We start from the raw sequence: 23,231 nt of genomic DNA on the forward strand, positions 1-23,231 counted from the left end.
TTTGAAAATTCTGGAAGTAAAGTTAAAAGGATTATCCTATCTAACGAGCCAATTTATGCTGGGAACAGACTTAGGTAATGATACAACACCAAAATCTTCCTTAACTACTGAAGAGCTTACAAAACTTCGTAACCATATATCATATCAGCTAAATGAACGTATGATGTTTGTCAAAGCACCAGAGCCCATTGTTGCCTTCCTGTTATTTCAACTCGGTAACATCAAAGCCCTCACAGAGGATGTAACCAAAGCATTACTAACCTATACAGATGCTTATACTTATGGATACAGAAGTGTATTACTTGCTAAAAGATATCTCAAATTTAAGCAGCTACACAAAGATAGTAATACAAAATTAGATAAAGACGCTCTTACAGATCAACAACTGCAAGTAATGCTTCATGTCGAAGAAGATTCCGCCCTAACCTTAGCTATTAACAAATTATCTTCTTTCAAAACGTATCTGTCAGCAGCTATCCTACTGCTAGGTCTTAGCTGTGTCTATATTGTATTTAGGAACAAGGTCTAGTATTATAAAACATCTATTTATTTTCAGAGTTATGAAGAGATTTAATATTTATTTTCTCATGGGTTTTCTATTTACTGGTCTCTCAGCCATGGCTACCACCTGGGATGAACCCTGGCAGGATAAGATCATACGAGAAGCGGATAGTTTTGTATTAGCCAAAGTTCTTTCGTTTGACGAAGAAAAAGGAGTAAAAATCAAAATTCTAAAAAATCTGGCAGGAAAAGAACTGCCTGTGGAAACAAAGATTACAGGTTTTTATCTTCTTCATCTCTGTAGTCGCTCAGGAAATGAAGGGCCTGAATTTTATTTTAAAGGAGTGGATAGTTGTTATTTTTTTCTAAAAAAGAATGAAAAAGGCAATCTGGGTATTGCAACTCCCACTTCAGGATATGCAGTTCTAAAAGATGGAAATGTATATGCTACCTATCGTCATAGCTATCATCAGGCACTTGTTCTCTCAGATACATATGAACAGACAATGACCGCTATATTCAATAATTATCACGGGTTGACATATGATAAAAACTTTATTAAATCCTATGTCGAAAAATATCTATCATTGAAACCTGCAGGCTTTAGCAAAGACGAGATTCCAACTTTTTGTGCACAACATGTAGCCTTGGAATCTATTTATCATCTCCAGCTAACCGAGTATTACAATCTTATCTTGCCATTCCTTTATCATGCAGAGAATATGCATAATCAAATTTCTGCTGCCAGAGCCTTAACATGGTATTATTCCAAAGAAGCTCAGGAAGCACTACTCAAAATGATCGAAGATAAAAATACAAGTATATTTGTGCAAGTTATGTGTATATGGGCGCTTGAAGACTCCAAACCAGTGGCCCAAAAAGAAAAACTTACCAAGATAGCAAAGGATGCGTCTACTGAAGAAAACGGATTTGGAGGAAATATCATGGATCCACGTGTATGTACATCCTTTCCTACTGTAAAAGGAGCGCTCAATGCTATGATACAAAAACTTTAATCTATAAAAGGGAATAAAAAATAATATTCTTAATCATTTATGCAAACCCAGGAAATAATTGTTGAATATCCCTCACTTTTAAGGAGAATCCAGTCTTCTGTCATTGACATACTAGTGGTGATGTTGTTTATGGTAATCTGTACCCAGATTGCAGATAGCTTTGAAAATTTTCCAGTTTGGCTACGGGTAGTATTTATGTTTGCGATTGTTTTGTATGAACCTGTCTGTATTACCTATTTCAATACATTGGGGCAATATCTGTTAGGGATACGTGTCAGAGACAACGATTATCCATCAGAACGTATCCCTCTTTTTAAATCCATCATTCGGTTTGCACTCAAAACATTTCTTGGATGGTTTGCATTTATCTCAGTTTATAACAACAAACGCAGAAGAGCTTTGCACGATATGGCAGCAGGTAGTATTGTAGTTTCACGTAAATCCACCCAATAATATTGGAATAAACGAATTTTCTTCCATTACCCAATAGGATAAGTTTCTGAAGAAATAACTTGCCCTATCATATTTATAGAAGCTTCTTCTAATACAACAGTCACCCGAAGCGCTTTTAATCCGGATACTCCCTGAAGTTCTTCCAGCTCCAGAAACTCTACCTTATTTTCCAGCAAGCCCAGGTTTTGCAAATAGGTAATGTATTCCAGATATTCCGTTTCCTCTTTTTTAGTCAGATATACAAGAGCTATTGTATCTGGTTGAGTAAGACGTTCGGAAGTGTTTTTGATGTGGACTTTATCAATTCGTTTTTTAATGATCTGGTATCGGATATTATAGGCTCCTTCTACATCAAACTTTCGTTCGTCGTTTCTAAAACTAATATCGATAGCAGCAGAACGAATAAAAATAAGTTGAGTGGTCCGTAATGGTTTTTCCAGTTGTGGCAATAAACGATGTGTCATACGGGCAATGGAAACCATTGCATTCAACTGACCTAATCGTATATTTTTAAGATATAGTGTATTGAAAGGTTTATCAGGAGTAATAGCCTGTCCGATATAGATATCATATTCTATACCATCTGTACGAAACTTCTCAAAATAACAAGGATAAGCGCCCTGCAACTCCGTCTGAAACTGATCCAGTTGTTGACTAATTGCAGCATTGATAGTTTGCATGGAGGTTTCCAGCATCCGCCTGTTTTTGTAGGCAATCCCTGTTTCTTCATCTGTTGCCTTCCAATAGGAATCTATTACCGAACGTAGCGTTGGGTTATTTTCGCGGAAGTAGGTAAGAAACGGCACGATCTCCTCTTCCAGAAATTCGCTGATACGAATATTATCTTCTCTGACTGTTTTGGTTTCTATTGCCTGTATCCAGGTGGAGCACTTGAAAGTCAGACTATCTACAATAGGTATTGAGACTTGCTTTTTTATCTCTTTTAGAATCTCAATTACTAACTGACACTGCACAATCAGGTCAGCAACCATAGCTTCATTCCTCTCTATAGTGGAATTACGGATATCGATTCCACCATACAGAGGATATACTTCTTTGAATATAATCTTGTCTGTATATTCTTTCAGATTATGCTCCTGACTATACATAAAATAACGCCATGCCTCTTCTTTAAATCTCCATTCAACGGCTGATTGCAGTGAGGTAAATCTGTTTTTTATAATCTCTTCAATCTTTCTGTTAAAACCATCAATCGTATGTTGTAGAAACTGAGCTAAAACAGGCATAGCCGCATCCAACCTCGCTAAAGCGGAAATAGTAATACTATCCTTTTGTTTTGAATACAATTCGAGTATACCTACCATATCTTGTCCATTATAGACAGGTAGCAAAGCATAAGATTCGATATTATTTTCCAGCAAATGTTTCATATAGACATTGTCTGGATTTTCTTCCATCATGCGACTATAAAAAACAATCTTAGGCTTTTTTACATATTCTTCCAGCATCCCTGGTAAAATTTCAATTTCTCCCTTTCGGGCAAAAGCCTTTACCATTACATTATATTGAATATTCTCTTCTGTGAGTACAAGTTTATTATTAATCCGAAAGAAGGGAAGTATGCCAAACTCTACTGTATTATTTCGGATGAGAACTTTCAATGCACTTACGACTTCTTTTCTATAATACTCATCCGAGTCACCCGGATGCATATGAATAATAGCATTCTTGATATTTTCAATAGATTGTTGTCCGGTAATATCGGTAAGCGTAAGTACCGAAAAACCCGAAAAAAAGAACTCGGAAAGAGGAAGAAAATTCTTCAATTTCTGCTTATCAAAGTCTTTTCCATCTGTCTCATTCAGCAATGCCATGATATCCTGTTGTGATACAGGACTTTTTGATTTTACTTCCAGAAAACGGGTGTCAATATTGATTCGAAAGTAACTAATCAAGCTTGTTTCTTCATCTGGAACTCCAAATACTATTTCAGCTTTAAATAGTGAAGGTATTCCATATATTTTTTCCAGTATTAGGGAATACACCATCTTCATTCTAATTTTCTCTGTCTCCTTTGTTGTGATAGTTTCTATTACTTCATTTCTGGGCTTTCCGGTAAAACTACTTCTTACCAAAGAATAAAAGGTATCTGTCCCAAAGAAAATCTGTGGCCGTAATGGAGTAGCCAAAGCCAAATGTTGCTCATTTTCTTCTGATAAGACAGGCAACAATAGTGTAACAATGAGTTCAAGCTCTTCCTGGATTTTCGGAATATCAGAAAGACTCACAGGCTCTGCCAACAATGGATTTGCTTCTAGTTTAGCAAGTGCATGAATCAGAAATATATTTCGAATTTCTTTTTCTGCTTCTACTTTCTTGCGTAAATATTCAATAAAACAACGAAACGACAAGACGGTATCTGCTTTTTCCAGATCCGTAAAATTGTCACTTGTGAGCTCAATCAAAGTTGCCTGCATATCATACCAAAATATAAACTCAAAGCTACATAAAGATTGAATTTTTACAACATGTATATAAAACGGTTCAGGAACTGCTGTATACTATTCTAAAAAATAACTGGCAATAGCTTCGCCTTCTTTCAGATTTATAGATACACCACTCATATTGGCTGCAATAGCTAGAAATATTCCCTGATCAGGATATACTAACACAAATGTTCTTCCACCTTCCACAACTCCACCATGATGAATCACACGACGGCCCTTGGGATCAGTTCCCATGCGCCAACCCATACCATATTGAGTATCTTTGCCATCAAATAATTTTTGCGAAGTAAACAACATATCTACAGTTTCCTTATCCAGAAACTGCCCATTCAACACTTTAGTCGCCATTGTAACCAAATCACTTGGAGTAGATAATAATCCTCCTCCAGCCCACTTATAGCTATTGTCAACCATGGGTGCATTAACCAGCTTTTTATCGGCATGTTCATAAAAACGTACTCTGTTAACAACAATACTATCACTATAATCAGCTATTGTATTTTTCATCCCTAAAGGAACGAATACTTCCTGCTTCATATAAGTGATAAAGTCTGTTTTGCTTGCACCCTCTATTACTGCACTTAGAAGATTATAACCATATGAGGAATAATTAAAAGCAGTTCCTGGCTTAAACAAGAGGCTATCATCCTTAAAAATCATAAGTCCATCTGCAACTTTCGCATACCGTTTAGGATAGTTGATAGGATCTGTACCTCTATAATGCCGAATACCAGCTGTATGAGTAGCTAGTTGGCGGGCAGTAACAGGATATTTTTTTTCCGGAAAGGCAGAGGTATATCGTTGAATTGAAACATCCAGATCCAGTTTACCTTGTTGGTACAACTTAGCCATTGCCAGGGAGGTTAACGCTTTGGATACAGATCCTATACGAAAACGGGACTGAGTAGTCACACCTACTCCATTTTCCAGATCTGCATAACCAAATCCCTGTGCCCAAAGAATCTTTTCCCGGTTTCCAACACAGATAGAAATACCCGGAATGTCCTGTTTGGCTTGCAGTGAATCAATGTATTTCTCAGCTTTCCGGAAGGCATTTCTGGCCTGTTTATCAACAATAGCATCTTTGCTATGTAAAATCTGAGCCCACAAGTTGCCGGAAAGGAGAAATATCCAGAGAAAAGCTAATGGTTTCATAGATGTAGGGCTTGAGTAGAAAGAGAAATAAGAAATAATTTAGATATGATAATTAACTTTCATCTAAGGAAAGTACTAAGAATAACATATTAGGTCTAATAAAAGATAATTCTTTAAAGCATTAAATTACTTTCCCAAATTATTCTAAAATATCTCAGTTTATTCTTTATAGTCCTACTGTATTTTCTTATAAACATATGATAAAATAGGGCACAAATCTGAGTAAGACTACACCTTAAAGATTGCAGCAGAGTATACAGATCTACAATAAAAAACAGACCTGTTTTTGCCTAGAACAAAAGAGGTCTGTTTTTTATAGCTTATGCTTTATTTTGTTATATACCTGTTAATACTGCTGGCAAAATATAACGTTGCATAATCTTATCTACCTGTGGATGTGCATATGGAGTATTATAAGCAGTTGCAGTAACCACTACTACCAATCCCACTTCTTTGAAAATGAATATTTTGTTTCCACCATTTCCACTACAGTAATATGTTTCATAAGAGGCATTACCAACCTGATAGGTTTTATTCCAGAACAGATAGCCATAAGACCCACTTCCATCAGGTAAAGCTACTTGCTTTGTCAAAGAAGAATTCACCCATTTTTGCGGAAGAATCTGTTTGTTATTCCATTTGCCTCCATTTAGATAAAGTTGTCCAAAGCGAGCGAAATCTAGGGAAGCAAGTTGTATTCCACCAGCAGTATTGGCTACATGCTGTGGAGTATATTGCCATCTATAGCTTTTTATTCCCAATGGTTTAAACAATTTTTCATCTGCGTATTTTTCAAGTCCACCAGGTACACTCTTGTGTACTACATCTCCCAATACCACCACACCTGCTGTAAAATAATCCCAATTCTTCTCCATCACTTTGGATTTGTCCATTGGCAGATCCAATGCAAACTTTACCCAATTGTCTGTAGGATACATATTCTCTTCATTACCGGGAGACTCCGAATTACTATCTGAACCATCAAATCCGGAGCTCATCATCAGTAAACTGCGTAAAGTCACACTGTCTTTTCTGGCTGAATAATTACTAAACTCCTTCAGGTTATAGAATTGACTTAGTGTTTGATTCTCATTTTTAATGTATCCATCTTTAATGGCAATCCCCATCGCTGCAGAAGCAAAAGTTTTTCCTACGGATCGGGGATCATGTAATGTGGTTCTGGTTGCTCCATTGAAATACTCTTCCAACACGAGTTGTCCATCTTTAAGAACTACGATGCTGGTAATCTGCTTGAAGGTTTTCTCTTCAATTTTCTGATTGAGTTCTTTTATTTTCTCTTTGTCGTATTTTAAACTCGAGAGCGAAAACCCACTACCTGGCTGAATAGCTTGTGGCTGTAGTTTAGCCGGATCTACTTGTGGTTTAATAATAGTTAGATTGATTTCCCCTTGAGCAATGATATTACCTACTACCAGTTCCGGATTCTTTACATAGGGACGAATTTCTATTTTTAGCAAATGCGGTTTTCCTACAGTTAGGGCATCTTCACCTCCATAGGCCATAAATCTTCCCCAAAGATATCGACCCCAGGAATCTTCGTTTTTAGAACTTATAAGAGGTATCTGAAAAACTGTTTTTGTCTTTTTGTTTTCGGGAAGACCTGCTCCAGGGTGTAAATTTTCTTTATAGATCAACGAATTGTCTACATAGAAACTAAACTGATAGTTGCCCAACCCATTTACTTCATCTGCGGTTAATTTAGGAGCCAGCGGATGAAGATAATTGGTGAGTGAATTATCCAGATAAGTCCGCATATTTAAATCAACACCTTCCTTTAACTGAAAAGCCTGCAGGAAGTCTGTTTCTTTATATTCCTCAATGGGAATAACTTTTGACATAAAAGTAATATGACCTACATTGGACTGATGCAAAGGACTGGTAATCCCTTCAGACTTTACTAAATCTGTAGATTGTCCATAAGCTAAAGATTGAACAAACATGCATGAAAAGCAGATCAATTTAATGATCAGGAGGTTGAAAGTTTTTTTCATAGGATTCATAGTTAGAAAGACACAAAACTATGTGTACATTCACTAAAAAAATAGAATAAAATTAACATGGCGTCACCTTAGCAATGTTCGGTATTGAGAAGGTGTCATACCATTGAACTCTTTGAAACACCGCAAAAAATGGCTCTGATCTGCAAATCCGCAATCCAGAGCTATATCAGTCAGAGACAAGGTCTTATCTGAAAATAATTGCAACGCTTTCTCTATTTTTATTTTCCGCAAATAATTTCCTAATGTACACCCAAAGTATTTTGGAAACTGACGGGATAGATGAACAGGATGTATCTGTAAGGTATGTGCAAGGTCCTGAAGGCTTTGATTTTCGACTCCATTGTAATACAATAGCTCTTTTATCTGATTCACCCATACAGGTTTCTGACCTGTTATAGTGTCCTGATTTCGTTGCATCTCAGCAAAGACCTGTATTAATAAGGTCTGAATAACCAAAGGAGTATTGCTATCAATAATCTTGGCCTCTTTGAATAGCTGGTAGAACAAAAGTTTTATTTCTGGATTATCAATATGCAGGCTACCTTCGGGAATAGTGAGTCCCGAGAAAATACTGTCTGAAAAATGTTTGTTTAGTTCAATATGAAATCCTCTTGTAAACACATCTGGTTTACAATTGTAGTGAGGTTCTTGCCAATGGTGAAATAGCAGGCTGCCGCTGGTACAGGTATACACTTCCTTCTTGTTGCCTTCAATTAAACCCCCTTGTAGAATAAATGTAAAGTAAGCATTCTCATGATAATGCCAGTCTACTTTGGGCAGAGTATATACAGTATCTGTGAGTGTAATACCTTCCACTGAAAGCTTCTGGTTTGTATCACCATAAAACTGTCCTGTTTCTCGATAGTTCATTTGAATGGGAAGGCTTTCAATAATAATTTGTAGTCGTTATCAGTAAATATATCATTCTCTGATATGCTCCCTATCCTTTTGGTACAAGCGGTTAAAGAATCGTATGACTTCCCATTAGTAAACAACATCTTCTGGCATTGTTTTTTATCTGATAGTATTGATAATTTATGTTCTATATAAATAGTACGATTATGAAAAAGTACGGAGAAAAAGCTCAGGAGAAAGTACATGAAGCAATGCATGAGATGAAAGAGGGTACTCTCAAATCGGGCAGAAGCAACAAAAAAGTGACTGATAGAAAACAAGCCATTGCTATAGGTCTTTCTGAAGCAAGAAAAGAAGGTGGAAAAGTACCAAAGAAAAAAGAAAAGAAATCTTAATTTAAGTAACGCATAGGTAGAACTGCTTTCATGATAGGAATTCCATGAAAGCAGTTTTTTATTTTTCGTTTATGCTTAATCGTATTGCTTGTTCTACAGGTGAATAAAACCCATCCTCACGATCTAACTGAAAAGGTTTCGATGGGAGTAAAGGTGGTTGAGCCATAAACTTTGGATTTGTTCCATGATGTGCCTGAGCTCCATGTACCAGAAATGGATGACATAAGTACACAGTTCCGGCTGTTCCGGTTGCCAGATGGAGCGGTCTGTCCAGTGCAGGTTCTATCTGTTGCGCCAGTTCCATAAACGACAATCCCTCTTCCCCTTTTGTTTTTAATAATGCAGCAATATCCAGATGAGAACCTGCCAGAATACGAGTTGGGGCATCGGCTTCTGTTACATCTGAGAAGAGAAATAACATCAACAAAGCTCTTCCTTTGGAAAAAACATTTATTCTCCAAGCAAAAAAATCATTTACATCCGCTCCTGGAAAACTAGCGTCTACATGCCAACCTGTATCACCAGGGTCTTGTATATGAGGAAACCGAACCGGAAAAGAGCCTAAACTCTGCCGGGGTAGCCATCTTTGCTCTCCGACTAATTGATTATAGGCCGCCTGTAATACTGGAGTATTGGCAGCTTGCCTAAATGGCTCCTGACTGTATTCTCCCAATCGAACCACAGGTTGTGTCCATGTAGAAGTGTCTTGTGGATCACATCCTGTATCTTTCCATAGGATAGTTCTACATTGTGCAGCTAGTTCTGAGGAGAAAGCATTCTCAATGCGAACATAACCACGCTGAATAAAATCATAAATCTGATTTTCTGTTAGCATAATTTCCATTTTATAGTATTCAAAAATCACCTAGGAGCAATGTCCGTCAGTGAACACATGATGACCGATAATGAACATTGTCAGTACTTATTTATAGAGAAAATCATCATTTCAGCCTAATTATACGGTTTGGCACCTAAATGGATTTGCTTATTTATTCACTACATCTTAAATCCTGTAATTCATGCTTCATAACTATCTCATAATTGTTCTCCGAAATATAAAGAGAAACCAAATTTTCTCTTTCATCAATATTATTGGGTTAGCAGTTGGAATGTCTGTAGCCATACTCATCGGACTTTGGATGTATGATGAATTTACCTTTGATCAGTATCATTCCAATTATGAACGCATTGCCCAAGTAATGCAGCATCAAACTGTCAATGGAAATAAGGGAACACAAAATGCTATACCCAGACCCTTAGAGATAGCTCTGAGAAGCTCTTACAACAATTACTTTACACATCTATCTATGGCAACCTGGACAGGAGAGCATATTCTTGCCTATAGAGAGCAGAAACTATCCAGGAGTGGAAATTATATGCAGCCATCTATCACCGAGATGTTATCTCTGCAAATGATACAAGGCAAACGCAATGGCCTCCAAGACCCTTCCTCAATATTACTCTCAGAATCAACAGCTAAAGCACTTTTCGGAGACACTGAGGCAATGGGCCAAACAATTAAAATAGATAATAAAGATTTTGTAAAAGTAGCAGGTGTTTACAAGGACTTACCTTATAATACAACCTTTAGAGACCTTGAATTCATTGCACCATGGGACCTTTTTGTTCGTTCTCAGGAATGGGTACAAAGAGCAGCAGATCGATGGGGAAATAACTCATTTCAACTTTTTGTACAGCTGTCACCTTCAGCAGATATTGAATCAGTATCTGAAAAAATAAAGAAAGTAAAAGCCCAGGCAGATCCAGATGAAGTTCCATTTAAGCCTGAAATTTTTCTGTACCCAATGAAAGACTGGCACTTGCGTTCAGACTGGAAAGATGGTCGAAATGCAGGTGGCCGCATACAAATTGTGTGGATGTTTGGTGTCATTGGCGTATTTGTATTGCTGCTGGCCTGTATCAATTTCATGAATCTCTCTACAGCTCGCAGTGAAAAACGGGCGAAGGAAGTAGGTATCCGTAAATCTATTGGATCTGAACGCAGACAACTCATAGGGCAGTTTTTAGGTGAATCACTACTCATAACAGGGTTCTCATTTTTCCTGGCATTGGTACTTGTTCAACTTTCTCTGCCTCTGTTTAATGATATTAGTGACAAAAAGATTTCCATTTTATGGACAAATCCGTTGTTTTGGCTATTTGGTGTTGGTTTTAGTGTATTAACAGGGTTGATTGCAGGAAGCTATCCAGCCTTATATCTTTCCTCTTTTGATCCTGTAAGTGTATTAAAAGGAACCTTTCGGGCTGGCGGACAAGCATCCTTGCCTCGTAAGATATTGGTAGTTGTCCAATTCACAGTATCTGTTAGCCTCATTATTGGAACTATCATAGTGTATCGCCAGATACAGTACTCAAAAGACCGTCCTATTGGATACAACCGGGATGGGTTAGCGATGGTGATGATGAGTACACCTGACTTTCAGGGAAAATTTAGTGTACTTCAACGTGACCTCAAAAAATCAGGTTCCATTCTTGAAATGGCAGAGTCTTCCAGTCCGCTTACCAGTGTGTGGTCTAATAATGGAGGTTTTAGCTGGAAAGGTAAGCATCCTGATCTCCAGACAGACTTTGCAACCATTTGGGTATCACCGGAATTTGGTAAAACAGTTGGCTGGAATTTTACACAAGGCAGAGACTTTTCAAAAGAGTACTTAACCGATTCTACAGGAATTGTTCTTAATGAGGCTGCGGTAAAATTTATGGGTGTCAAAGATCCCGTAGGAATGGAAATTGATTGGGGTGGCGATGTAAAACTACATGTTCTTGGTGTTATTAAAGATATGCTAATGCAGTCTCCTTACCGTCCTGTAAAACCGACAATTTACCTGATGAACAAACTTGATGCGAACTGGCTTATTCTAAAGCTCAACCCTGCACATTCAGCCAGTCAATCAATGAAGCAGATTCAAGCAGTATTTACAAAGCATATTCCTCAAGTACCTTTTGAATACAAATTTGCAGATGCAGAATATGCCACAAAGTTTAATAGTGAGGAGAGACTTGGCAAACTGGCGACATTTTTTGCCACACTGGCTATCTTTATTTCATGTCTGGGTATTTTTGGACTGGCTTCTTTTACAGCCGAGCAACGGCGTAAAGAAATTGGTATTCGCAAAGTATTGGGTGCTTCTATATTTAATTTGTGGCAGTTGTTATCCAAAGAATTTGTGGTATTGGTTCTGACATCTTTTGTTATTGCAACTCCTATTGCCTGGTACTTTCTACAAAGCTGGTTACAGAACTATACCTACCGAATCGAAATATCATGGTGGATTTTTGCCATTGCAGGAATGGGAGCTCTTATGATTACGTTAGCTACTGTGAGCTATCAGGCAATCAAAGCTGCTATTGCTAATCCTACCAAATCTTTACGTACAGAGTAGGTTGCATTCTATGCATGGTAAACTCTTTGTTTGAGTTTACCATGCTCTTTTCCTATACACTACCTTTCTCCAATGAAGTAATACAAACAAAAGTGCAAGAAGTATCATCAGGTTATTAAATCCTTTAAAATTCACATACACAAAAGCATATAATATCTAAATTGGAAGCATCACACTACCTATTGATTTCCGTCTTACCTGATGCACAGAAGACAATTCCCCAAAATGCATGTTGCCAAAAAGATTATAAAGGTAAGAGTACATAATAACAAGACCCATAGATGGCTTTTGAAAAATAGTGGAAACAACAATGTCAGAAAACTACCTGAGACATGTAAAAACTTGCGGGAAATTTCAGAATTAACATGCAGTTTTTTATGCAACCATTCGGTAATCAGGATCAATAAAAGAAATGCAGTAACGAACAGGATGGATAAATGCAATTCTGATATTTGCATCATATACTAGAAAGAACCATCTTTGAAATTGGAGAGGCGAGTTGCCTTTCAAACACAACAAAGATATTATTAATACTAGTTTTAGGGTATTTTAGACATTTATTTCCTACAATACGCACTGTTTTAATGAGAAACCATCTACCTATAATATTCTTCCAAATATGAAATCCCATTCATTCTGGACTATTCCTAATATCTTATCATTATACAGGATTATCATATTTCCGTTTATACTCTATCTCATTTTAACCCAACAAGAATTCTTATTCTCCATCTTTATCACCATCAGCTTAGTTACTGATATTTTAGATGGGTGGATAGCCCGAACTTTTAAATTACAGACAGAGATTGGTGCAAAACTTGACTCATGGGCAGATCTTGGAACCTATATTCTTGCATTCTTAGCTATCTATATATTTAAATGGACTGATATTAAACCACATAGCCTGATTCTTATTCTGTTTTTCGTCTTCTGGCTAGTATCCTATCTATATGTATTCTACAAATTCAAAGGACTTATAGGACTTCACACCTATATGTTCAAGCTTACAGGATACTTTCAGGGCGGATTTATTGTCTATCTATTTCTGTTTGGCTTCCAGCCTGTTATTTTTTACTTTGCGTTAATCTGGGGAACAATAGCCTGCATCGAAGAAATCATCATCATTGCACTATTGCGGAAACCTCAGACAAATGTCAAAGGGCTGTATTGGGTACTTAAACATCTTTCCAAAAACACATAGTGCATCCGATCATTATTTATCTCTTATCCTTCCTGATCCTGGGAGGAATAGGGATGTATATATCCAGTAGAAAAGCAGATATACCTACTCAAAAACAAAGGTGGCTCAAATATATCACCTACATCATTATTGTAACGAGTATCATAGTCTCCACTATCTATTATTTCTTTTATTTACTTGCGATTCTTATTGTGTGTGTTGGTCTTTTTGAAATACTAAGAAATCGTAAAGCCAGTCTGTATATAAAAGTAATTTCCTTGCTTTCTTATACTGCGATTAGTTTACTTTTTATATTATACTCGTATACTATTCCAGTAGCATTTTTGTTGTACATATATTTTCAGATTGCCATATTTGACGGATTTAGTCAGATAGCAGGACAATTGCTGGGCAAACACAAATTAGTTTCCCACATTAGTCCCAATAAGACAATTGAAGGACTAGCAGGTGGTATTTTGTTTACCACCCTTGTAGCCTTTTTAACAAGAGATTGGGTACAGGTATCTGCACAGAAAGCTATCCTATATGGGCTTTTGACTAGTCTGTTCGCTCTCTCAGGTGACTTGCTAGCCTCTTATTTCAAACGGCTCAATCATATCAAAGATTACAGCAACATTCTTCCTGGCCATGGTGGATTCTTGGATCGGTTTGACAGTTTGATGATGACAGGAGCAGCCTATTATCTCCTACTCTATCAAACGGATAGAATAGTATAGCCTGTACATTACTACTCACAAAGGATAGGTTCAATACTGAACAAGTCTACATAAACAGGCATAGCTTGTGTTTCTTTCACGAAACCTTTTAATGCACAAATACCAACATATCGGGGATTGATCATCAGATCACGACTCACAACTTCCTTGAACGCAAAAATATCAGAAGCTCCTGTCGCATATAAAAATCGGAAATGGCGCCCATTCTTTTCGATGCGAAGTGCAGACCGCTGTAGATTATTTTTAATTATTGTGGACTGAGTAGGCTCAACACTGAAAAGAGATACATGAGCAATCTCCTCTGGCTTACTAAATCCTCCATGTATAGAACTGATCGCTTGAATTAATACCTCACCTGGTCTGGAATATCCACCAAAGAAACCATTGTACCCAATTGTTAGCCGAGCACTTCTACTTAGTAAGGTAGTATCTTCCATAAGAATGATTCCAGCCTGTTGCCAGTTTTGTCCTGGAACAAAGTTGTCCAGATGTATTTCGGTTGAGAAACAATCTACATCTAATTTCTTTACTAAAAGATTTTTCACTCCTAGTCGCCTTGCAGAATCTGGGTAGGTATCACCTTCCAGTGTAAATAGAGTCAGATATCCGTTTTTTGGATTCCGCTTGTTCCAAAAAATTGTGTCAATATTTTTTAGTATCCACCCTTTATGTAAGAGAGAATCTATACTTGTACTGTTAAAGTTCTCTGTAAACTTCTCAGACTTTGACACCTGAGAAAATATATAGAAACAGGCAAGGGCAATCATGATTACTAGTATACCTATTCCCCAAAGAATTTTTCCAGAATTCCGGTTAGCAGCAGTGATAGATGAGGTGCTATCTTTTATCTCCTCTTTAACAGATATTCTTTTTAAAATTTCATCTCTATAAGCATACCAATAGGGAAAGTGAGATTCGTTGCGCTTTCTATTTACTTCATCTGTTTTGGGAGCGGCTGTTATATAGCGGGCTAATGTATCCAATGTAGCGACCGAAGGGTTCTCTTGTTTCGCAGTAGAATCCTTCAAAATAAAGAAGGAATAATTTTTCAGCGTTTTCCAACCAATTATCAATCCTGTCTGCTCCTCAATCTCGGAAGAGAAATATCTGCTATCTGCTTCAGAAAGTGGAACTGTCAATTCTTTGTCAAAACATTTATTGTATGCATCTCCGAATAATTTACAGAAAGCTTTTTCCTCTGAAGGACTCATAAGGGTGATAAGACTGGGATTAACTATTCGTAATTCACATTTACGCCACGTTTACGCCTGATTTCTGATTATTGTTCTCGTTTTGAGAGACTTTTGAATGATCAAAAATCAACCTTCATCCTCAATTTATTTTACTAAAGGTATGAAAAAGACATTCATTCTTCTTCTATTGTTTAAAGTCGGTTTATTGTTTAGTCAGGATCTACAACTGCATTATGATTTCAGACATTCGGTAGATCCCAAACATAACACTGCCAATTTTCCAATGATTAGCTTTCAGTATTTTAAAGATGTAGATACCAATGCTACAGGTTCATTCCTGTTGAAAGTCCAGTCATTTTTGAGTGGAGATAAAAATAATACAGGCCAAACATTTATTCAAATTTCTCAAACTTTGAAATTCTGGAAACCAAAAGTCTATTTCTCGCTGAATTATACCGGAGGGCTTGGTATTGCACCACCTTCTTTTGGTTACTATCTGACGAATTCATTTGGAGCAGGAATTTCATATCCATTTCAATGGAAAGGAGCCTGGCTAAGTGCAAATCTACTGTATCGATACAATGCCTTTCACAAGCCCAGTCATGACCCACAATTTACCTTCTATTTGGGAAAGTTTTTTGCGAATTATAGAATCTTTATTGAAGGAAGTATAGTTGCCTGGACAGAAAACAAAGATCAGGGAATAGATTATACCAAAGGCCAAAAAGGAAAGAAACTTGCTTTTTATGGAGATCCACAGATATGGTTTCGAATAAAAAAAGGATTCTTTATTGGATCAAGAATTAGTCTGTATTATCATCTCATTAGTCAAGACAATAAAGTGCAGGCATATCCGACAATAGGTACCAAGTATCAATTTTGATATGGTTGAATTAGAGAATCATCTATTTCAGTATCAGAGTTTGTTAAAAAATATTAAAAATAATAATCCCCGATATCTGTTTTTTAACTTAGAGTACTCACTGTATCTGATCAGTTCTAAATATGAAAACACTTTTTATATCCATTGTTTTTGGACTCTCTATCTGCACACTGTATGGTTATCCCATTACACCTCGTCCATTACGAAAACTAATTTCAGAAAGTGAGTATTGTATTGCAGGAAAAGTAGTAGATATTAAACACATAACAAAAACGAGATATTATTCTCGTTCATTTTGGAGAAAGCCCCAAAGTTATCAGCAAGATGATTATTATGCTCAAATAGTTGTCACAGAAACTCTTCAAGGTACTATTATCTCAAAAGATACAATCTATGTATCCTTTGAGCCAAATGTTATTTGTCCTTCTCCTGCCATGTATTTTAAAGACACAGATGTTCTTGTATTTCTAGACGCGATTCTCCAGGATACATGTTATACTCCCCATGCTCTTTCCTATGGATCTAAGATTATATCTTCTAATGAAGAATTACAAGTATATAAAGATAGAATACGGGAGATGCAGCAAATTTTAACTATCAGGGATACAACCTTACAACACTTAGAAACACTTGAGTGGCTTATTCGATGTGCAGAAAATCGATATACCCGCTGGGAAGGTGTATATGAACTATCTCCAGAAAGTGACTTTATATCTCAATACGATGATGACTTGTCTGGTAAATATATTTTAGAATCTGCACATACATCCTATAAAGAACGATTATATAAATCTCTTATTAAGATTGATACACTATGCTATGCAGACTTTGGACTAATGAATCTGGTGTTGGATTATAATCCAGAGAAGATAAAAAACTTTCTAAAAATCCATATAGACAAAATAAACAATCATTCTCAATTGTGGTATGCACCTGATTTAATGTACAGATATGCTGTTCTCACCAAAGATGATCAGATAGCGTTCTGTGCCGAAGAGTTGAAAGACTTACTTTTTGGAATACATCCTGACCCAAAAATTGCCCGACAAATATGGAATACGTTCTATTATCAGGTAAAAACAACCCTTAATCCTGATAATAGCTATATTTTCCCATTAAAAAATTAGTTTCAAGAACTCAAAGTATTCAAATAGATTTTTGCAGATTGTATCAGGCTTTCCAGATCTGAAACCTGGGTAATGGAATATCGTTCACATACGATGTCGATATTCCCTTTTCTCCAAAAGCCATCCGGACAAGAAACCAGTAATTTTCCGGAACGGGCATACAATCCAAACTCCAGCATAGAAACAGGTGCTTTAGTAGTTGGCTCAAAGTAAATAAGTATTAGATCTGCCCGTTCTAATCCTTCCAATTCCCAACTTACCTGGCCTTTAAAATCCGGGTTAGAGATAGTTTGCTCCCAATCTGCATTCCAGGCAGCTCTTCGTGGATTCAGAACAGTTACATTTGTGTTATCTATGGCCGTAATGACCTTCTGTTGCCAATCCTCTGCTTTTCCCATCTCAATGCTTCCTGCCAGAAATATAGAGGTATGATTAGCTGGAATATGTATAGAATCAGGAGGATATATAACAGGCATATGATAGAATTTATAGATCTAATTGTTTTATAAGCGCACTATCACTCAGAGTATAAATATCTTCTTTGGGTACTATCAACTCACCGATTCCACTTGTGTCCATATTTTTCTTCTGTTCTATGACAAAGTCTGTAATATCTTCAATATCCAGAATCCACTTTTTGGCAAACTGTTCTGCCATTTGTCCTTTTAGTCCCAATTGAATAGCTTTTCGATTCAACGTCTTCCCATTTGGATAATGGTCAGGGTCCCATTGTATTCTTACATCAGATTGTTTCATTGCGGTGTTCCAATCTTCACTAGAGGGATAGATAACTGGCTTAAAACTGGTGTGCACAGCTTGTTTCAGAATAGTTTCAAAATGAGATCTTCCTATAGATATTGCCAGGATTCTCTCCTGATTTTCCTGGGTTGCCCATCCTGACCGAAACATCATCCAGATAAAACCAGGCTTTATCCAGGTCATTCGGGTATAGCTATAATCCTTGCCACCAAGGAATTTATTGGTAACAGCAAAGTTTGCAATAGAAGGTTTATATGCCTGATATACTATTATTTTCTCCTCATCAAACTGTCCAATGATCTGTTTTCCATTGGTAGGAAGTCTTTCTTGCTGGTCTGTATATTTTTCTGTCAGTAATTTCATTTTTTGTTTATGTCCCAGCACTGATTACTCAGCAGTTACAATCTCAATTCGGGTAGGTTCAATACATTCAGGAGGCAATATATTATATCCACTCATTGCCAGTAGTACCTGAGCGGCGTTGACTACATCTAATGCACAATAACGAGCTATCTTATCCAGGTCATGCTCTTCATAGTATACCTCATGCACCAGACTTCCATCCATTTCTTCTTTACTGGAGGGTATATCAAAAACAGCCGCCAATAAGTCTAGCGAGGTAAAGTTTTTAAAATCACCAAACTTCCAAAGGTCCATCGTATCAATATGCTGGATCTCCCAAGGCTTTTTGCCCTGCATCTGCAAAGGTCCAGGCAGAGGAAGTCGGTTAATAAGAATGCGTCTGGCCAGATAGGGAAAGTCAAATTCTTTTCCGTTATGGGCACAAAGTTGTATGGGCCGACGAGAAGAGTACTCACCATTCTGACGATTGATATGCAAATCAAAACGTTTCAGATAGTCATTGAACTTTTCCAGCATGGCACGTTCATCGTCAGATACCAGACTGGTAATGGATAGAACTGTCTTCCCTTTCTTTTCGATCAGATAGCCTAAAGCAATGGAAACAATCTTTCCAAATTCAGCCAGAATTCCACCACGCTGCCTGAAAAGCTCGGTATCTGTTTCGGTTCCAGCCTTTCGGTATTGATTGGCTTTCTTTGACCACAGGTATTGCATTCGTTCATCCAGTTGCTCGTAATGCTCTACTCCTGAAACAGTTTCAATATCCAGGAATACAATATTGGTAAATTGTCGTAAGTCGTCTGTCATCTATACTATGTGGTTTCTCAACAAAAATAGTATCTTTTCAGCTGAATTATCTTGCTATTCTGTTTTTCCGTCAATCAACATAGTAAAAAAGCTATTTTGCTTACTCAATAGTATCTTCTGATCGGTTAATAAAAGAAATATTACGGAGGCTAAGAATAAATCCTGACTTTTCAAGATATTCTAACTCCAGCTTCTCTTTCAGGTTCAGTTCCTCATTTTTGGTTCTCAGATAGAAGCTTTTACGTTGTGTAGCAGTATAGGGATATTTTAACGTAACATATTTTGTACTCTTCTTTTTCATTTGGGTGTCAGTTGACACATCATCCAGACAAGCAACGGTTTGTAGCTTATTTTTAAGTCCGGACCGTAGATCTTCTTTGAGTCGCCGTATATCCCAGCTTAGCCAGATCCATGACAAAACGCCTAAACCTATATATATACCCAGACTAATCTTCCAGGCTCCAGCCCAGGTAAGAGGTAAAAACATCCGGAGCAGAAAAAATGCACCGATCACTATACCTACCAACAATATCCACATCCCCCACCGCGCCTGATACAAGTTATGAATCTCAGTGCGTAATGTATCCTGATCACTGGCGCTTAGTGGGAATACTTCAAAATGAGGGCTATTTTCATCCTTGTTCCAGAAACTCATTGTTTTAGTAGCAAATCGGGTTATTCTTTATTGACATCATAGTTTTCAAACAGTACGTTCCCAAAATCTTTTGTTGTTTTAACTTTTGTTTCTACTTTGTCAGGATCAGAAGTATGAAATGAATCTGACCCATCTTTGTGCAGGTACCACTTTTTATCAGTTGGATTGTACTTAAATGTTATAATCCGGGTCCAGCGCCAACTGCTACCTCCATAATGCTCAATCGAAAAATAACCATTTTTGATAGTAATATCAGAAAACGGATCACCAAAAACACCACCACACTGATAACATAAGACAACCTTGTCGTTTCGGGCAACCTGCTTTAGCTTTCCATCTGGCTGCCGGATCAGAATAAGTAATGGGCGGGGAACTTCTTCTTCTGTTTTTTTATCCTCATCTTTTACTTTTAAGATAAGCAAGCAATCTGATTTGCCATCTTTATTCAAGTCACCATTTTCCTTATGTAGCATTTCATATCCTTTTACTATAAAAGGTTTGATCTCTGCATCTGTCTGTGCATTACAGAGTATAGAAAAGGATATAAATATTAAAAATAACAGACTTTTTTTCATGACATATTTTCTTAATATTCCCATTTGTTCTGAACCAACGTTGTTGCGATTTCTTCGATAAAAGAATCAGCAACTAATTTGTGCTTCTCTCCTTTAGGCAGAAAGTGCCATTTAATCCCATGTATATCCGTTATGCGCTTGGCCCACTTAATCCCTTCTGCATCTTCCGGAGAACCAATAATAAACTTTCTCCGTTGCGGACTTTTCAGATATTCCTGTAGGTAATACCCCAGTTCGAACCGGGTAGTGGGTCCAATGTTAGGCGGAAAGTTTTCAGCTACTTCTGGTAACCAATAGGTAGGTAACCAGAATGCAGTAATATCACATAAATTCAGGTATTGCCATTCCCAGGGAACCTGCTTATTCAATACCTCTGTTAATTTTGAATTTCCTGCCACATCAATGTCAGACCAAATACCACTTTCCGGTTCAGGAGCAACCACCACCATACTAGGATCAAGTCTCTCATCCCTTTCCAATGTAGAAATAACAGTTCTCCTCCACCCTGTTGTCATCGCCTCACCACCCGGAGGAGTAGGCCCTCCCAGAAAAACTCCTAACTTCGGAAAAACAGTTTGGTGTTGTCGGGCATACAAGACTCTGATTTTTTCTCTTTCCATAAAGTATACTTAGCTTCTTTGCTGGTTATCTGATTCTTCTATGCACCTATGCTTTTTCTCATATCCTCTAGTTCCTTTTCAAAACCTCCTGACAAAATCGGGAAGCGACACCATGTTTTAGGGTCTAAGCTATGATCATCCACATGGAATCCAGGAGCATATCGTTCCCGTTTCCATTGGTTACGGCTCCACAATCGGAAAAATCGTTCAATAGACTTGATAATTATCTCCTCTGCATAGATACCCTCAAACTTGTATTTCATCAATGGCAATATATCCTTAGGCATCTTCTTATCACGTATGGCAGCATCTTCAATAGCATCCAGCAAAGCATATGGCATCAGATCTTCCTCATCTGTTTGCTTTTTATCCTGAGGACGTAATTCAGCAGTAGGTTGCAGACTATTCACTGCTTTCAGCCCTGCAAAACGAATTCGTCCTTCCAATCCATCGGTTTCCAGCCAACGCAGCCATTGACGAATAAAATGCTTGTTGATACCTGCAATCGGACTGATGCTACCAGCAGTATCCCCATCCATAGTGGCATAACCAACAGCCGCCTCAGATCGGTTACTGGTAGAGAGTAACAGCGCATTTTTCACATTAGCTAGTAACCAGATACTTGGAGCCCGGACCCGTGCCTGGATATTTTGCAAAGGAACATCATCTGTCTCCCAGGAAAGTTTACGACCCAAGCCACCTTCTATTAAACTACGGTATTCTTTTACCAATGTGTCAATACTGATCTCAAAGTATTCAACGTCCAGATCTTTTGCCAGCGTTTCAGCCGAGTTACGGGTATCATCCGAACTATTTTCTGTGGCCTGGTAAACACATGTAATCAATGTAGCTGCTACATCTGCTTCTGTCAGGCAATTTTGAATATCTTTCTGATAAAACAGCTTTTTCTTTAAGCCTTCCAAACCTATTTCTTCTATACAAAGTTTAATTGCCAATCGACATAAAGAAGCAATAGCAGAGGAATCAGCACCTCCGCTCAGAGAAATTACCCAACCATTGGAACGGCTCTTACGCAGGTAGTCAAATAGGGCCAATGCAATACAACGGGCAAATTCTTCTTCTTTGGTGTACTGACTTTTTTCCCAACTCTCTAACTCATAACTATAGGGTTCATAGGCAGCTTTGTACCATACAAAAGGCACTTTAACAATCCCAAAATCATTCTTAATCAGTGGAACACGATTCTGTATCTGTGAAAGTCGGGTATTGTCTACATCGATAACCGCAGATACCAGTAGAAAATCTTTATAGCTAAACCGACTTCCAGAAGCCAGTCCTACAGCAGAAGAGGTGATAAACGCATCCCCATCAAAGATAGCTCGTCCGGATTCATTTCCGAGTAGGTTCACATATAAATAGGTAGCGCCAAATGCCCGGGAAGCATCCATGACAAAACGTTCTCGTAAGAATGATTTGCCAAACTCAAAGTGACTGGCACTAGGATTGAGAATAATATCTACTCCACGTAAATACAATTCACGCCCTGGACGATGGGCAATCCAGGCATCTTCACATATCTCATAACCAACCCGGATACCCTGCACTTCAAAAATCAGATCTCCAGCTGGGTATTCCTGCCCATTGATTTCGATAGATGTAACTACTCCTGCTTCCCAGGCATGAAACCAGCGTGGTTCGTAATAGATGCTATTTCCAGGAAGATTTTTTTTACATACAAATCCCTGAATCTTCTTATCTGCAATGAAGCATGCGGTATTATACAAACGGTGATTATAACGAACAGGTAACCCAACTGAAACCATAATTCCTTCACTCGCGTCTGCAATAAGCTGAAGCATTTCACCTGCAGTTTGTGTAACTCCGGGTGCATAAAACATATCTTCACATCCATATCCGGATATACTCAATTCTGGAAAACACAACAAACTTATATTTTGCTTCTTGGCTTCTGCTATCGCATCCAGATGATGTTGCACATTACGTTTCCAGTCCAAAGGAGTCTGGTTTACCACTGCTGCCGCAATTTTAAGAGGATTCATATCTGTTAATGTTTTTAAGTATGTTGCACCACGAAAGCATAGA

22 protein-coding genes are annotated in these 23,231 nt (G+C 37.6%); 9 read left to right on the plus strand and 13 right to left on the minus strand.

All coding sequences use genetic code 11. The features are described from left to right. Position 1 precedes the first annotated feature (1 nt). The 3 genes from QNI22_RS27060 (at position 2) to QNI22_RS27070 (ending at position 1,970) form a co-directional block, all read left to right on the plus strand. Complete coding sequence (locus QNI22_RS27060; RefSeq protein WP_314515581.1) at positions 2 to 529, plus strand: hypothetical protein; 528 nt, start codon at positions 2 to 4, stop codon at positions 527 to 529. 88 nt (positions 530 to 617) lie between these two features. After that, entirely contained in the window at positions 618 to 1,517 is a 900-nt protein-coding gene (locus QNI22_RS27065) for a HEAT repeat domain-containing protein (protein ID WP_314515582.1), read from the plus strand. Between the two features lie 39 nt (positions 1,518 to 1,556). Beyond that, positions 1,557 to 1,970: an RDD family protein gene (locus tag QNI22_RS27070; protein WP_314515584.1), complete on the plus strand. Its 414-nt coding sequence runs from the start codon at positions 1,557 to 1,559 to the stop codon at positions 1,968 to 1,970. A 26-nt stretch (positions 1,971 to 1,996) separates the two neighbouring features. Here QNI22_RS27070 and QNI22_RS27075 read toward each other — a convergent pair whose 3' ends face one another. The 4 genes from QNI22_RS27075 to QNI22_RS27090 form a co-directional block, all read right to left on the minus strand. Continuing rightward, positions 1,997 to 4,396 (minus strand): GAF domain-containing protein, encoded by a 2,400-nt coding sequence (locus tag QNI22_RS27075; RefSeq protein WP_314515586.1) that lies wholly within the window; start codon positions 4,394 to 4,396, stop codon positions 1,997 to 1,999. A 96-nt stretch (positions 4,397 to 4,492) separates the two neighbouring features. After that, positions 4,493 to 5,593 carry a serine hydrolase domain-containing protein gene (locus QNI22_RS27080; RefSeq protein ID WP_314515587.1) on the minus strand — a complete coding sequence of 367 codons (1,101 nt, stop codon included), beginning with the start codon at positions 5,591 to 5,593 and terminating at the stop codon, positions 4,493 to 4,495. A gap of 335 nt (positions 5,594 to 5,928) precedes the next feature. Beyond that, positions 5,929 to 7,554 carry a serine hydrolase domain-containing protein gene (locus tag QNI22_RS27085; protein WP_314515589.1) on the minus strand — a complete coding sequence of 542 codons (1,626 nt, stop codon included), beginning with the start codon at positions 7,552 to 7,554 and terminating at the stop codon, positions 5,929 to 5,931. 123 nt (positions 7,555 to 7,677) lie between these two features. Further along, on the minus strand, positions 7,678 to 8,484 hold the full coding sequence (locus tag QNI22_RS27090; RefSeq protein ID WP_314515591.1) for a helix-turn-helix domain-containing protein: 807 nt from the start codon (positions 8,482 to 8,484) through the stop codon (positions 7,678 to 7,680). Positions 8,485 to 8,651: 167 nt separating this feature from the next. On the opposite strand from QNI22_RS27090, the gene QNI22_RS27095 reads away from it, so the two are divergent. Next, a complete protein-coding gene (locus QNI22_RS27095) occupies positions 8,652 to 8,864 on the plus strand; it encodes a DUF6496 domain-containing protein (RefSeq protein WP_314515592.1) in 213 nt (70 codons plus the stop codon). A 58-nt stretch (positions 8,865 to 8,922) separates the two neighbouring features. On the opposite strand, the gene QNI22_RS27100 is transcribed toward QNI22_RS27095, so the two are convergent. Then, complete coding sequence (locus QNI22_RS27100; protein WP_314515594.1) at positions 8,923 to 9,699, minus strand: phytanoyl-CoA dioxygenase family protein; 777 nt, start codon at positions 9,697 to 9,699, stop codon at positions 8,923 to 8,925. A gap of 184 nt (positions 9,700 to 9,883) precedes the next feature. On the opposite strand from QNI22_RS27100, the gene QNI22_RS27105 reads away from it, so the two are divergent. The 3 genes from QNI22_RS27105 to QNI22_RS27115 all read left to right on the plus strand — a co-directional run bounded on the left by QNI22_RS27105 (position 9,884) and on the right by QNI22_RS27115 (position 14,185). Further along, positions 9,884 to 12,268, plus strand: a complete 2,385-nt coding sequence (locus QNI22_RS27105) for an ABC transporter permease (protein ID WP_314515596.1) — start codon at positions 9,884 to 9,886, stop codon at positions 12,266 to 12,268. A 619-nt stretch (positions 12,269 to 12,887) separates the two neighbouring features. Then, the gene (locus QNI22_RS27110; RefSeq protein WP_314515597.1) at positions 12,888 to 13,469 is read left to right on the plus strand and encodes a CDP-alcohol phosphatidyltransferase family protein; all 582 of its coding nucleotides are present in this window, start codon (positions 12,888 to 12,890) and stop codon (positions 13,467 to 13,469) included. A gap of 53 nt (positions 13,470 to 13,522) precedes the next feature. After that, positions 13,523 to 14,185 carry a phosphatidate cytidylyltransferase gene (locus tag QNI22_RS27115; RefSeq protein WP_314515771.1) on the plus strand — a complete coding sequence of 221 codons (663 nt, stop codon included), beginning with the start codon at positions 13,523 to 13,525 and terminating at the stop codon, positions 14,183 to 14,185. Positions 14,186 to 14,196: 11 nt separating this feature from the next. On the opposite strand, the gene QNI22_RS27120 is transcribed toward QNI22_RS27115, so the two are convergent. Then, positions 14,197 to 15,396: a hypothetical protein gene (locus tag QNI22_RS27120; protein ID WP_314515599.1), complete on the minus strand. Its 1,200-nt coding sequence runs from the start codon at positions 15,394 to 15,396 to the stop codon at positions 14,197 to 14,199. 142 nt (positions 15,397 to 15,538) lie between these two features. Here QNI22_RS27120 and QNI22_RS27125 point away from each other — a divergent pair, with 142 nt between their 5' ends. Next, entirely contained in the window at positions 15,539 to 16,261 is a 723-nt protein-coding gene (locus QNI22_RS27125; protein ID WP_314515601.1) for a DUF5020 family protein, read from the plus strand. A 122-nt stretch (positions 16,262 to 16,383) separates the two neighbouring features. Beyond that, positions 16,384 to 17,388 carry a hypothetical protein gene (locus QNI22_RS27130; RefSeq protein ID WP_314515603.1) on the plus strand — a complete coding sequence of 335 codons (1,005 nt, stop codon included), beginning with the start codon at positions 16,384 to 16,386 and terminating at the stop codon, positions 17,386 to 17,388. A 2-nt stretch (positions 17,389 to 17,390) separates the two neighbouring features. On the opposite strand, the gene QNI22_RS27135 is transcribed toward QNI22_RS27130, so the two are convergent. The 7 genes from QNI22_RS27135 to nadE form a co-directional block, all read right to left on the minus strand. Then, complete coding sequence (locus QNI22_RS27135; RefSeq protein ID WP_314515606.1) at positions 17,391 to 17,864, minus strand: nucleoside 2-deoxyribosyltransferase domain-containing protein; 474 nt, start codon at positions 17,862 to 17,864, stop codon at positions 17,391 to 17,393. A gap of 10 nt (positions 17,865 to 17,874) precedes the next feature. After that, on the minus strand, positions 17,875 to 18,510 hold the full coding sequence (locus QNI22_RS27140) for a DUF4291 domain-containing protein (RefSeq protein WP_314515608.1): 636 nt from the start codon (positions 18,508 to 18,510) through the stop codon (positions 17,875 to 17,877). 24 nt (positions 18,511 to 18,534) lie between these two features. Further along, positions 18,535 to 19,317, minus strand: coding sequence for a ribonuclease H-like domain-containing protein (locus tag QNI22_RS27145; protein WP_314515610.1), 783 nt, complete (start codon positions 19,315 to 19,317; stop codon positions 18,535 to 18,537). Positions 19,318 to 19,417: 100 nt separating this feature from the next. Beyond that, complete coding sequence (locus tag QNI22_RS27150; protein WP_314515612.1) at positions 19,418 to 19,972, minus strand: hypothetical protein; 555 nt, start codon at positions 19,970 to 19,972, stop codon at positions 19,418 to 19,420. A 20-nt stretch (positions 19,973 to 19,992) separates the two neighbouring features. After that, a complete protein-coding gene (locus tag QNI22_RS27155; protein WP_314515614.1) occupies positions 19,993 to 20,547 on the minus strand; it encodes a hypothetical protein in 555 nt (184 codons plus the stop codon). A gap of 11 nt (positions 20,548 to 20,558) precedes the next feature. Continuing rightward, complete coding sequence (locus QNI22_RS27160) at positions 20,559 to 21,167, minus strand: hypothetical protein (protein ID WP_314515616.1); 609 nt, start codon at positions 21,165 to 21,167, stop codon at positions 20,559 to 20,561. 38 nt (positions 21,168 to 21,205) lie between these two features. Continuing rightward, complete coding sequence (nadE, locus tag QNI22_RS27165; RefSeq protein ID WP_314515617.1) at positions 21,206 to 23,188, minus strand: NAD(+) synthase; 1,983 nt, start codon at positions 23,186 to 23,188, stop codon at positions 21,206 to 21,208. Positions 23,189 to 23,231 lie beyond the last annotated feature (43 nt).

It is taken from the genome of Xanthocytophaga agilis (assembly GCF_030068605.1).
Taxonomy (GTDB): domain Bacteria; phylum Bacteroidota; class Bacteroidia; order Cytophagales; family 172606-1; genus Xanthocytophaga; species Xanthocytophaga agilis.